Source organism: uncultured Dietzia sp., from assembly GCF_937873725.1.
In the GTDB taxonomy this organism is placed as follows: Bacteria; Actinomycetota; Actinomycetes; order Mycobacteriales; family Mycobacteriaceae; genus Dietzia.
On record NZ_CALMYY010000095.1, the window covers coordinates 1 to 11,285 of the forward strand.

Sequence of the window (11,285 nt, forward strand, 5' to 3'; positions counted from 1 at the left end):
GCCCGGCGCGGCGCCGTTCCCCCCGCCCGGCGCGGCGCCGTTCCCCCCGCCCGGCCCCGACGGACCCTCCGCCCCGGACCCGGTGGCGAACGGCGCCACCTCGACCCCGGCCGCCTCGAGCGCCGACCGCACCCGCCGGGCCAGCACGACCGCGCCGGGGGTGTCGCCGTGGACGCACACCGACGCCGCGGACACCACCACCCGTGAGCCGTCCGCGGCGGCGATCTCCTCGCCGACGGCCATGGCCACCACGCGGGAGGCCACCTCGTCGGGGTCGGTGAGCACGGCGCCCGGCCGGCCGCGGGGCACGAGCGTCCCGTCCGCGCGGTAGCCGCGGTCGGCGAACGCCTCGGCCACGGCGGCGACGCCGGCGGCGCGGGCGTGGGAGAGCACGACCGACCCGGGGAGCCCCAGGATGGGCAGGGGCTCCTCGCCGGCGAGCTCGGCGTACCGCAGCACCGCGTCCACGACCCCGGCGGCCTGCTCGGCATCCCGGACAATACGGTTGTAGAGGGCGCCGTGGGGCTTGACGTACCTCACCCGGGTCCCGCGGCGGCGGGCGGCCATGTCGAGCTCGACCAGCTGGAAGTGGACGTGCTCGGCGAGCTCCGCGCGCGAGACCTCCAGCTCCACCCGGCCGAAGTTCACCCGGTCCCGGTACGAGGGGTGCGCGCCCAGGGCGACTCCCCGCTCGGCGGCGGCCGCGGCGGTGGCGTTCATGGTCGGCCGGTTGCCCGCGTGGAACCCGCACGCGACGTTGGCGGAGGTCACCACGTCCAGCAGCGCGGCGTCCTCGGGGTGGGCCCCGGCCCGCGCGTCGAGCGACGCCGACCACCGCGGGGTCCCCCGGCGGGCCTCCCCGAGGTCGCAGTTGAGGTCGATGCGGCGCGTCGTCCCGTGCACCCGTCCCATCCTGCCCCAGGTTCGACCCCGGGGCCGGGTGGGGTCATGATGGAGGGATGATCGTCATCCGCTGCGGCACTGCACCGGTCCCCACCCTCCTCGGTGAGCGGCCGAGCGTGGGGTGCAGCGAGATCCCCACCAAGGACGACGTCAACCGGGTGCTGTCGGAGGTCGGCCCCGGGCGCAGGCTCGTGCTGTGCGGCACCGACGCCGGCCTGGCCGCCCTGCTCACACGGCTGATGCGCACGGAGAACCTCGACGTGGAGATCGCCTACGTCACCGAGGACCCCACCCCAGCGACCCGCGCGTACGACCTGCCCACCGGGTCCGCCGCCGCCAAGCTGGGCCTGCGGGGCACGGCGCGCGAGGTGCCGCTGGTGCGCGACGAGACCGGCACCGTCCTGGTGGGCGAGGCCACCGTCACCGGCCCCGACGGCGGGACGTTGGTGGGCGAGGCCTACGCCGACGACGACAAGGTGTTCTCCGGCGAGACGGGCCTGCTCACGGTCCGCCCCACCCCCACGATGCCGGGGGTCCGCGCCACCGCGGCGCGGCCCCGCAGGCTGCGGCGCCGGCGGTGGCTGCAGGCGCGGGCGGTCCAGCTGGGCACGGAGGCGGGCGTCATCACCCGCGACGGCGTCACCGGCCGGCGGCCGGTCAAGAGGACGTCGTTCTACCGTCATACCGAGCCATGGAGGCTCGTGTCGCCCTGAGCGGCGGCAGCCCCGACGTGGGCCGGTCGGCGGAGTCGGGCCACTCCTCCATCAGCTCCGGCTCCACGGCCGGCGTGCGGACGGTGGGCGGGAGCGTGGCGAGCGCGGAGATCTTGCTCAGGCCCGCCACCTGCATCATGTCCACGAGGATCGACCGGATCTGGGCCAGCATCACGGTCTCGGTCAGCCCCGACCCCGTGACCAGTTCCCGCTTGGCGCGGGACGCCACCGCGCGCAGGGCCCGGTGGACCTCGGCGTCGGTGGGGGCGTCGGAGTCCGCGGCCACCCGCCGCGTGAGCAGTTCCACCGCCTCGGCAAGCCCCGCGACGAGCGAGCTCAGCGCGGGCGGGACGTCCACCCGGTCGTCGACCGCCACGATCGCGCGGCGGGCGAGCACGCGGATGTTGCGGATGCCGTTGTCCAGGGGATTGAGCACGCCCGTGAGGGTGACCTCCTCCGGGCGGCGCCGGCGGTAGAACGGCGAGATCCGCACCAGCTCCCGGGCGCCCGCGAGCTGCTCGGCTATGGCGTCGACCGCCGGCTGGGTGTCCCGGGCGTCCTGGAGGGCGGAGCGGATGAGGTCGGAGTCCCTCCGGTCCAGCCCCTCCGCGACCTCGGCCAGCACCGACGAGGCCACGCCGAGCAGCGAGGCCGCCTCGCGGCGGGCGCGGCGCAGCGGGTGGACGGGCATGAGCGCCATCGCGGTCAGCGCCACCGCGCCGCCGACGGCCGCGTCGATCATCCGCTCGTAGCCGCCCGCGCTGCCCGGCGGCAGCAGGGTCGCCACGAGGATCGCCGACGACGCCGCCTGCGTCCCCACCAGGGCGCCGCGGTCGAGGAACACCGCCGCGGACATGGCCAGCACCACCACCACGGCGATCTGCCATGGGCCGGAGCCGATCTGCGCGATCAGCAGGTCGCCCAGCCCCACCCCCACCACCACGCCGAGTACCAGCTCGATCCCGCGGCGGACGCGCTTGCCCATGCCCGTGCCCAGCGCGATGGCGGCCGCGATGGGCGCGAAGAACGGGGCGGGGTGGCCGAGCAGGTCGAGGGCGATGAACCACGCCAAGCCCGCGGCCAGGCCGCACTGCAGGATCGGCAGGAACGCGTACCCGAGGCGCCGGGCCCGCGTCCTCAGCGGGACCGGCAGCGCGGCGTAGACGCCTAGCGCGCGGGCGTCCAGACGGTCACGCCAGGCCGAGAGGCGCGGCGGCGTGCGGGTCCGACTCATTGACCAGGTCCAGGCAGCGGATGTACTCGTCCTCCTCGTCGATCGACTGCGCGGCTCGGGCCAGCGCGGCCACGCAGCGGAGGAAGCCACGGTTGGGCTCGTGGTCGTAGGGCACCGGCCCGAAGCCCTTCCAGCCGTGGCGACGCAGCTGGTCCAGGCCGCGGTGGTAGCCGGTGCGGGCGTACGCGTAGGCGCTGATTACCTCGCCGGCGTCGAGCGCGCGCTCGGCGAGCTCGGCCCAGGCGATCGACGCCGTGGGGTGCGAGGCGGCCACGGTGCGGGGATCCTCACCCGCGGCGAGCGCGTCCTCCGCCTCCGGGTCGCCGGTCAGTCGGGTGGGGGGTGGGCCGAGGAGATCTCCGAACTGGGTCATGCCCGCCATTGTCCACTAATTCGCCCCACCCCTGCCCCGGGGGGCATTTGCTATGGTGAGAGGCATGCGGCACCCCATCCGGGGTGCCGTGCGCTCGTTGCGGGCGGCACATCGCCGCCCCTTCGGAGCGCTCACGGTCCCTGTGTCGAGGCCCCGGAACGCGGAATCACGGTCACCGCGTCGGACGAGCTTCCACCGGCACCGGTCGCAGCACGAGGACAGGCCGCACGTGGGCCGAGAGGACATCTGTGTCAAGACAGCGCATTGCGATCATCGGAGCAGGACCGAGCGGGATGGCGGCCCTGCGCGCCTTCGAATCGGCACAGCGATCCGGGGCCAAGATCCCGGAGATCGTGGCCTACGAGAAGCAGGACGACTGGGGCGGCCAGTGGAACTACAACTGGAGGTCGGGCACCGACAAGTACGGCGAGCCGGTGCACTCATCCATGTACCGGAACCTGTGGTCGAACGGCCCCAAGGAGGTCCTGGAGTTTGCCGAGTACACCTTCGACGAGCACTTCGGCAGGCCCATCTCCTCGTACCCGCCGCGTGAGGTCCTGTGGGACTACATCGACGGCCGGGTCCAGGGGTCCAACGTCAAGGACAAGGTCCAGTTCTCCACCGCCGTCCGCTGGGTGGAGTACGACCGCGAACTGGACTCCTTCACCGTCACCGTGGAGAACCTCAAATCCGGCAAGACGACCTCCTCGGAGTTCGACCGGATCATCGTGTCCACCGGCCACTTCTCCTACCCCAACCTCCCGGACTTCAGGGGAATCGAGACGTTCCCCGGATCGGTCCGCCACGCCCACGACTTCCGCGGGGCCGAGAACCTGGCCGACAAGCGCGTCCTGCTGATCGGCGCCTCCTACTCCGCCGAGGACATCGGCGTGCAGGCCTTCAAGATGGGTGCCCGCTCGGTGACGATGTCCTACCGCACCGCCCCCATGGGCTACGACTGGCCGGACGGGATGGAGGAACTGCCGCTCATCACCCGGTTCGACGGCGAGACCGTCCACTTCACCGGAGGCCTGACCCGCGAGTTCGACGCCGTGATCCTGTGCACCGGCTACCTCCACAAGTACCCGTTCCTGCCCGCCGAGCTCGCCCTGCAGTCGCCGAACGACATCTACCCCGCGGGCCTGTACCGCGGCGTGGTGTGGCAGAAGAACCCCAGGGTCTACTACCTCGGCGCCCAGGACCAGTGGTTCACCTTCAACATGTTCGACGCCCAGGCGTGGTACGTCCGCGACCTCATCCTGGGCCGGGCCACGCTGCCGCCCACCGAGCAGCGTGCCGCGCACATCCGGACCTGGCGCAACCGGTTCCAGGAGTTGGACGGGGACGCCGACGACGTGCGCTTCCAGGCCGACTACATCAGGGACCTCATCGAGGCCACGGACTACCCGATGTTCGACCTCGACGAGGTGGTGCGGATCCTCCTGGCCTGGAAGGAGGACAAGCAGAGGGACATCCTGACGTACCGGGACAAGCCGTTCCGCTCCGTCCTCACCGGGACCATGGCCTCCGTCCATCACACCCCGTGGCTGCACGAGTTGGACGACTCGCGCGAGCGGTTCCTGTCCACGCCGCCGACGACCGAGCTGGAGGCGATTGTCGGCGGGGCCGATCCTCGGCGGAGCTGATCGTGACGGGCTCCCGGGGTGAACGGCCGATGACCACTCGGCCCTTTCGCCCCCGCCCCTTCCGAGAACACGTCAGACTGGCCGCATGATCGTGCCCTCGTCCACCGACCGCTCCCACACCCCCGCCGGCCTCGATCGCCGGACCGTCCTCCGGGCGGGCGCCCTGGCCGGGGCCGCGGCGGCCGGCGCGGGCGCTGTCGCGGGCCGGCCCGCCGTCGCCTCCGCGGCCGAGGGCGTCTTCCGGCACGGCGTCGCGTCCGGCGACCCGATGGCGGACCGCCTCATCCTGTGGACGCGGGTCACGCCCGCCCCCGAGGCCGCTCCCGGGTCGGGTCTGGGCGCCCCCGTCGTCGTCGGTTGGGAGGTCTCCCTCGACCCCGGCTTCACGCGCATCGTCCGGTCGGGCTCGCTCGTCACCGACGCCGGCCGCGACCACACCGTCAAGGTCGACTGCACCGGCCTGGCCCCCGACCGCTGGTACCACTACCGCTTCCGCGCCCTCGGGCAGACCTCGCCCACCGGCCGCACCCGCACCGCCCCCGCCGACGGCGCGTCGCCCGCCTCCGGGCGCTGGCGCGTCGGGGTGGTGTCGTGTTCCAACTGGGAGGCCGGGTTCTTCTCCGGCTACCGCCACCTCGAGGCCCGCGGGGACCTGGACGCGATCATCGAGCTGGGCGACTACATCTACGAGTACGGCCGCGGCGAGTACGTGGGCAAGTCCGGGCCCGTCCGCCCGCACGAGCCGCCCCACGAGATCGTCTCCCTGGCCGACTACCGGGTCCGGCTGGCGCAGTACCGCACCGACCCGGACCTGCAGTCGTTGCACGCGCACGTGCCGTGGATCTGCACGTGGGACGACCACGAGGTGGCCAACGACACCTGGGCGGGCGGGGCCGAGAACCACCAGCCGCACGAGGGCGCGTTCGCCGACCGCAAGGCCGCCAGCGCGCAGGCCTACTTCGAGTGGATGCCCGTGCGGCCGGAGTCCCTGCGCGACGGCGGGCACCTCTACCGGCGGCTGCGCTGGGGGTCGCTGGCCGAGCTGAGCATGCTCGACCTGCGGTCCTACCGCTCCGCCGTGCCGGGCCGGTTCGACGGCCACGCGATCGACGTCACGGGCACCATGACCGGCGCCGAGCAGTTCGACTGGCTGGCCCGTGGCCTGAGCTCCTCGACCGCGCGCTGGAACGTCATCGGCAACTCGGTGATGATCACGCCCGTGCTCCTGCCCCCGCTCGAGCCGCGGACCACCGCCGCGCTCACCGAGCTGCTGGGCGTCCCGCGCGAGGGCGTCACCTACAACCCCGACCAGTGGGACGGCTACGCCGGGGAGCGCCGCCGCCTGCTCGAGGTGATCCGCGACGCCGGGGGGCGCAACACCGTGTTCCTCACCGGCGACATCCACACCGGCTGGGCCTGCGAGGTGCCGTTCGCGCCCGCCGACTACCCGGGCGCGGGCGTTGGCGCGATCGAGTTCGTGACCCCGTCGATCACCAGCAACAACATCGACGACATGATCGGGCTGCCCGAGGGCAACGCCGCCTCTCTCACCGCGCAGGGTGCCCTGACGCAGCTCAACCGCCACGTGCGCTGGGTGGACCTGGACCGCCACGGCTTCACGGTCCTCGAGTTCACCGCCGACTTCGCCCACGCCGACTACTGGGCGATCGTGGCCCGCGAGGACCCCGCCAGCGGCGCCTACCCCATGGCCAGCTGGCGCGTCCGGCACGGGACCGACCGGCTGGAGCCCGCGGGCCCGCTGCCCTGAGCCGGCGGCGCCGTCCCCCGTTCCGGCGACGCCGCCGCTTCGCCGCCCGGCTGCGGCTGCGGCTGCGGCTGCAGATGCGAGTGCGGGTGCGGCGCCTGGAAGGTCCGCGAGCCCGGAGTCGACATTGGCACTGTCCCGTGGGGCGACCAGCCGGGCTGACTTCCGCCGACCCTGCCCGCGGGCCCGCTGGCGTTGGCGTTGGCGTTGGGGTTGGCGAGGCTTCACTCAGTGGCTCGAGCACTCAGCTGCCGGAGTTCTCCCCGCTCGAATCGTCGGTAGCTCGAACTCCTGCCCACATGCTCGACGTTCGGTGAAACCTGCTCGAACTTCGGCCTCATCTGCTCGTAATCCGTGCACCGGACACGCCGCCGCGGCGTACCTGAGTACGAGCAACGTGCCACGATTCTCGATCAAGTCCTCACGAACCTCGAGCAACCGCCGCGTGGCCGCCCCATGCCATCCGAAATCGGCCTGAGCGGCGATCTGCGGCAAGCCGGGCACGGCCCGGGGCTGCCACCTGGTTTCACACCTGCGAGCCCCTCACAGGGCGAATCCGAGCGTCGACCTTTCTCCGCACCGGAGGAGCCGCTTCGGGGCCTCGCCGATTCGGCGACTCGGCGGGGGATCAGCCGGATCGGCGGGGTCGAGGGGTGTCGGCGGCGCGAAGCCGAATCGGCGAGGATCCGCCGGGGCAGCCGGGGCAGCGGGGGCGAAGCCGCAGACACGCCGACGGCGCCCCTCCTCGAAAGAAGGGGCGCCGCTGACTCCACCGTCACCGCCGGAGCCGATACCGCCGCAATCGCCGTGACCGGGCCTGCCATCCGCGGGCGGGGCGGGCCGGGGCGGGCCGGGGCGGCTCGGAGGTGCGCTCAGGCAGAGGCGCCCTTCGACTTACCGGCCGACTTGAGGTCGTGGCATGCCTCGACCACGCGCTCGGACATGGCCTGCTCGGCCTTCTTGAGGTAGGAGCGCGGGTCGTAGACCTTCTTGTTGCCCACCTCGCCGTCGACCTTGAGCACGCCGTCGTAGTTTCCGAACATGTGACCCACGATCGGGCGGGTGAACGCGTACTGGGTGTCGGTGTCGACGTTCATCTTGATGACGCCGTAGCTCAGCGCCTCCTCGATCTCGCTCTTGGCCGAGCCCGAGCCGCCGTGGAAGACGAAGTCGAACGGCAGGTCGCCCTCGCCGAGGCCCAGCTTCTCCACCGCGACCTCCTGGCCCATCTTGAGCACCTCGGGGCGCAGCTTCACGTTGCCCGGCTTGTACACGCCGTGGACGTTGCCGAAGGTGGCGGCCAGCAGGTAGCGCTGCCCGGTGTTGCCCGCGCCGAGCGCCTCGATCGTGGCCTCGAAGTCCTCGCGGGAGGTGTACAGCTTCTCGTTGATCTCGTTCTCGACGCCGTCTTCCTCGCCGCCGACGACGCCGATCTCGATCTCGAGGATCTGGTTGGCGTTGGCCGTCTTCTCGAGGAGTTCCTTGGCGATCTCGAGGTTGCGGTCGAGCGGGGTGGCCGAGCCGTCCCACATGTGGGACTGGAACAGCGGGTTCTTGCCGGCGTCGACGCGCTCCTGGGAGATCTGGATGAGCGGGCGGACGAAGGTGTCCAGCTTGTCCTCGGGGCAGTGGTCGGTGTGCAGCGCCACCAGGATGTCGTACTTCTCCGCGATGATGTGCGCGAACTCGGCGAGCGCGACCGCGCCCGTGACCATGTCCTTGACGTTGAGGCCGGAGCCGAACTCGGCGCCACCGGTGGAGAACTGGATGATCCCGTCGGAACCGGCGTCGGCGAAGCCCTTGATGGCGGCGTTGATGGTCTCCGAGGAGGTGCAGTTGATCGCGGGGTAGGCGAAGCCCCCTTCACGGGCCCGGTCGAGCATGTCCTTGTACTGCTCCGGGGTGGCGATAGGCATTGACGATCCTCCAGAAGTCGGCGCTGAGATTCACCCCATCCTACGAGGTATCGCGAGGTCGCGGGCCCCACCCGGCCCGACGGGGGCACGGCTTCAGCCGATTCCCAGGGGCGGACGGATACGATTCCCGTCGTGAACACCCATCTGTTGGCCGACCAGGCCCAGCACGTCATGGCGCTCGGCCCCGGATTCATGGATCCCGAGTTCTGGCTGTCCGGCGACGGCCCGTTCGGCAAAGCCATCCTCCCGGCCCTGCTCGCCGTGGTCTTCATCGAGTCGGGCCTGCTGTTCCCGTTCCTCCCCGGAGACTCGCTGCTGTTCACCGCGGGGCTGCTCACCCAGCAGGACAACCCGTTCGCCCCGCTGTGGGTGGTGCTGGTGACCGCCCCGATCGCGGCGTTCCTCGGCGACCAGGTGGGCTACTTCATCGGCAACCGCTGGGGCCACCACCTGCGGGAGCGGCCGGACGGGCGCCTGTTCAAGCAGGCCTACATCCATGAGGCCAACGCGTTCTTCGAGAAGTGGGGCCCCGCCACGATCATCCTCTGCCGGTTCGTGCCGATCGTCCGGACGTACGCGCCGCTGGTGGCCGGCATGGCGGGGATGCGCTACCGCGTGTTCGTCACCTTCAACGTGGTGGGGGCGGTGCTCTGGGCCGCGGGCGTGACGGCGCTCGGCGCGTGGCTCGGGCAGTTCGACTTCATCAAGGAGCACATCGACTTCATCCTCATCGGCATCGTGCTGGTGTCCGTGCTGCCGATGCTCATCACCGCCGTACCCAAGCTCATCGCCCGCATCCGCAAGCGTCCCGCCGCCCCCGCCGCCTGAGCGGTCCGCGGTCAGGCCCTGCCCGCGGTCAGGCCCTGCCCGCGGTCGGGCGACCGCGCGGGGCAGGGCGCGGCTCAGCGGGCGGCGTGTTCGCGGATCCAGGCGTGCATGGCGATGCCGGCGGCCACTCCCGCGTTGATCGAGCGGGTCGAGCCGAACTGGGCGATCGACACTGTCCTCGCCGCCCGGAGCCGCGCGTCGTCGCTCACCCCGGGGCCCTCCTGGCCGAAGAGCAGGACGCACTCGCGCGGGAGGCGGACGGTCTCGAGCGGCTCGGCGCCGGGGAGATTGTCGACGGCGAGGACCGGCAGCCCCCGGGACTCCGCCCAGTCCATGAGTGCACTGACGTCCTCGTGGTGCCGCAGGTGCTGGTAGCGGTCGGTGACCATGGCCCCGCGCCGGTTCCAGCGGCGGCGACCCACGATGTGCACCTCGGCCGCCAGGAAGGCGTTGGCGGTGCGCACCACCGTGCCGATGTTGGCGTCGTGACCGAAGTTCTCGATGGCCACGTGGAACGGGTGCCGCCGGGTGTCGAGGTCCGCCACGATCGCCTCGCGCCGCCAGTACCGGTAGCAGTCGACCACGTTGCGGCGGTCGCCCGAGTCGAGCAGGTCGGGGTCCCAGTGTTCGCCGGTCGGGCGGGGCTCGCCCGGATGCTCGACCTCCCAGGGGCCGACGCCGACCAGGCCGTCGCCCCACTCCGTGGGTCCGGCGACGTGGTCGGGCCCGGCGACGTGGTCGGGCCCGGCGGCGGGGGGATCGCCGGCGGGATCCTGCCCGGCGGCGGGATCACCGGCGGCGGGATCCTGCCCGGCGGCGGGATCACCGGCGGCGGGATCACCGGCGGCGGCTCCGGTCACGAGGTCAGGCGCTGATTGGTCAGGCGGATGATCCTGCTCGGCACCAGCTGCGACGCCAGATACATGGCGGCGGCCTGCCTGCCCACCGGGCGATGGACCTCCCTGCCCAGCACGCCGCGGATCCTGCCGAGGACACCGGACGGCTCGCGGCGGGTCTGCTCGGCGAGGTCGAGGATCTCCCCCGCCACGTCACCCTCCGTCAGCCGAACGCCCATGTTCCGCATGCCCGCGGTGTCCACGCCCTCGAGCATCCCGGTGCCCACGTACAGCGGCCACACCGAGCACACGCGGATGCCCTCCGGGCCCCACTCCAGGTCCAGGGCCTCGGTGATGCCGCGGACGGCGAACTTGGTGGCCGAGTACACGGCCATCTCGGCCTGGCCGTAGATCGCCGACGCCGAGCAGACGTTGACCACGGTCGGCGCGGAGGCCCCGGCCAGGTACGGGTGCGCTGCACGACAGCCGTAGAGGACGCCCTTGACGTTGACGTCCACCAGCGCGGAGTCCCGCTCGTAGCTGGCGTCCATGAACGGCGTCCCGTAGAGGAGCCCGGCGTTGTTGACCAGCACGTCCAGCGCGCCGCCGGAGCGGGCGGTCAGCTCTGCCAGCGCCTCCTCCCAGGCGGCGGGGGCGGTGACGTCGAGGGCCCCGGTGACGATCCGCGCGTCGCCCTCGGCCCACGCGCACGGCTGCAGGTCATAGGCCCCGACGAGGTACCCGGCGTCGGCGAACCGGCGCGCGGTGGCCTCACCGATCCCGCGGCCGGCGCCGGTGACCAGGACGCTCCGGACCGCGCTCACGCCGACCGCCCGGCCGCGCGAGCCGCGGCGGCCGTGCCCGTGAGCAGCAGCAACGCGGCCGTGGCGTAGGTGTCGATCACGCCGACGTCCAGCGCCCTGGCCAACGCGGTCCCGCCCTCGGTCTTGCGGCGGGCCAGGATCAGCGAATCGCTCAGCAGGGACACCCGCCCGGCCCCCCCGCGCACCGCGGCAGCGGGGCCGCCCCCCCGGGCCCCCCCGGGCCCCCGCGCGGGCCGCCGGGCCCGCC

Annotated in this window: 10 protein-coding genes and 1 pseudogene; 4 read left to right on the forward strand and 7 right to left on the reverse strand. The window is 72.7% G+C overall.

All coding sequences use genetic code 11. The annotated features are described in order from the left end of the window. Positions 1-903, reverse strand: a 903-nt coding sequence (gene pxpA, locus Q0444_RS09740; RefSeq protein WP_299023099.1) for a 5-oxoprolinase subunit PxpA, incomplete at its 3' end; no start/stop codon positions are given. A 56-nt stretch (positions 904-959) separates the two neighbouring features. Here pxpA and Q0444_RS09745 point away from each other — a divergent pair. Beyond that, positions 960-1,616, forward strand: a complete 657-nt coding sequence (locus tag Q0444_RS09745) for a hypothetical protein (protein ID WP_291080503.1) — start codon at positions 960-962, stop codon at positions 1,614-1,616. Here Q0444_RS09745 and Q0444_RS09750 read toward each other — a convergent pair. After that, on the reverse strand, positions 1,561-2,850 hold the full coding sequence (locus tag Q0444_RS09750) for an FUSC family protein (RefSeq protein ID WP_291080501.1): 1,290 nt from the start codon (positions 2,848-2,850) through the stop codon (positions 1,561-1,563). The genes Q0444_RS09745 and Q0444_RS09750 overlap by 56 nt on opposite strands. Then, on the reverse strand, positions 2,807-3,223 hold the full coding sequence (locus Q0444_RS09755) for a DUF3151 domain-containing protein (RefSeq protein WP_291080499.1): 417 nt from the start codon (positions 3,221-3,223) through the stop codon (positions 2,807-2,809). The genes Q0444_RS09750 and Q0444_RS09755 overlap by 44 nt, the downstream gene beginning before the upstream one ends. 248 nt (positions 3,224-3,471) lie before the next feature. Here Q0444_RS09755 and Q0444_RS09760 point away from each other — a divergent pair, with 248 nt between their 5' ends. Beyond that, complete coding sequence (locus Q0444_RS09760; RefSeq protein WP_291080497.1) at positions 3,472-4,869, forward strand: NAD(P)-binding domain-containing protein; 1,398 nt, start codon at positions 3,472-3,474, stop codon at positions 4,867-4,869. Between the two features lie 85 nt (positions 4,870-4,954). After that, positions 4,955-6,637 carry an alkaline phosphatase gene (locus tag Q0444_RS09765; RefSeq protein WP_299023101.1) on the forward strand — a complete coding sequence of 561 codons (1,683 nt, stop codon included), beginning with the start codon at positions 4,955-4,957 and terminating at the stop codon, positions 6,635-6,637. An 869-nt stretch (positions 6,638-7,506) separates the two neighbouring features. Here Q0444_RS09765 and fbaA read toward each other — a convergent pair. After that, positions 7,507-8,550: a class II fructose-bisphosphate aldolase gene (fbaA, locus tag Q0444_RS09770; protein WP_299023103.1), complete on the reverse strand. Its 1,044-nt coding sequence runs from the start codon at positions 8,548-8,550 to the stop codon at positions 7,507-7,509. A gap of 171 nt (positions 8,551-8,721) precedes the next feature. Between fbaA and Q0444_RS09775 the strand changes: the two genes are divergently transcribed. After that, entirely contained in the window at positions 8,722-9,378 is a 657-nt protein-coding gene (locus tag Q0444_RS09775; RefSeq protein WP_291080950.1) for a DedA family protein, read from the forward strand. Between the two features lie 74 nt (positions 9,379-9,452). Here the strand turns inward: Q0444_RS09775 and Q0444_RS09780 are convergent, their stop codons facing one another. The 3 genes and pseudogenes from Q0444_RS09780 to Q0444_RS09790 form a co-directional block, all read right to left on the reverse strand. After that, positions 9,453-10,064, reverse strand: a complete 612-nt coding sequence (locus Q0444_RS09780; protein WP_299023105.1) for an RNA methyltransferase — start codon at positions 10,062-10,064, stop codon at positions 9,453-9,455. A 170-nt stretch (positions 10,065-10,234) separates the two neighbouring features. Next, positions 10,235-11,038 carry an SDR family oxidoreductase gene (locus Q0444_RS09785; protein ID WP_291080946.1) on the reverse strand — a complete coding sequence of 268 codons (804 nt, stop codon included), beginning with the start codon at positions 11,036-11,038 and terminating at the stop codon, positions 10,235-10,237. Next, positions 11,035-11,285, reverse strand: a pseudogene (locus tag Q0444_RS09790) (hypothetical protein); the annotation flags it as partial. The pseudogene Q0444_RS09790 and the gene Q0444_RS09785, both read right to left, overlap by 4 nt.

Bases quoted from the DNA above. Each gene is read 5' to 3' on its own strand.
- Q0444_RS09765 (WP_299023101.1), top strand. From the start codon at position 4,955: ATGATCGTGCCCTCGTCCACCGACCGCTCCCACACCCCCGCCGGCCTC.
- Q0444_RS09745 (WP_291080503.1), top strand. From the start codon at position 960: ATGATCGTCATCCGCTGCGGCACTGCACCGGTCCCCACCCTCCTCGGT.
- Q0444_RS09755 (WP_291080499.1), bottom strand. From the start codon at position 3,223: ATGACCCAGTTCGGAGATCTCCTCGGCCCACCCCCCACCCGACTGACC.
- Q0444_RS09775 (WP_291080950.1), top strand. From the start codon at position 8,722: ATGGCGCTCGGCCCCGGATTCATGGATCCCGAGTTCTGGCTGTCCGGC.
- Q0444_RS09750 (WP_291080501.1), bottom strand. From the start codon at position 2,850: ATGAGTCGGACCCGCACGCCGCCGCGCCTCTCGGCCTGGCGTGACCGT.
- fbaA (WP_299023103.1), bottom strand. From the start codon at position 8,550: ATGCCTATCGCCACCCCGGAGCAGTACAAGGACATGCTCGACCGGGCC.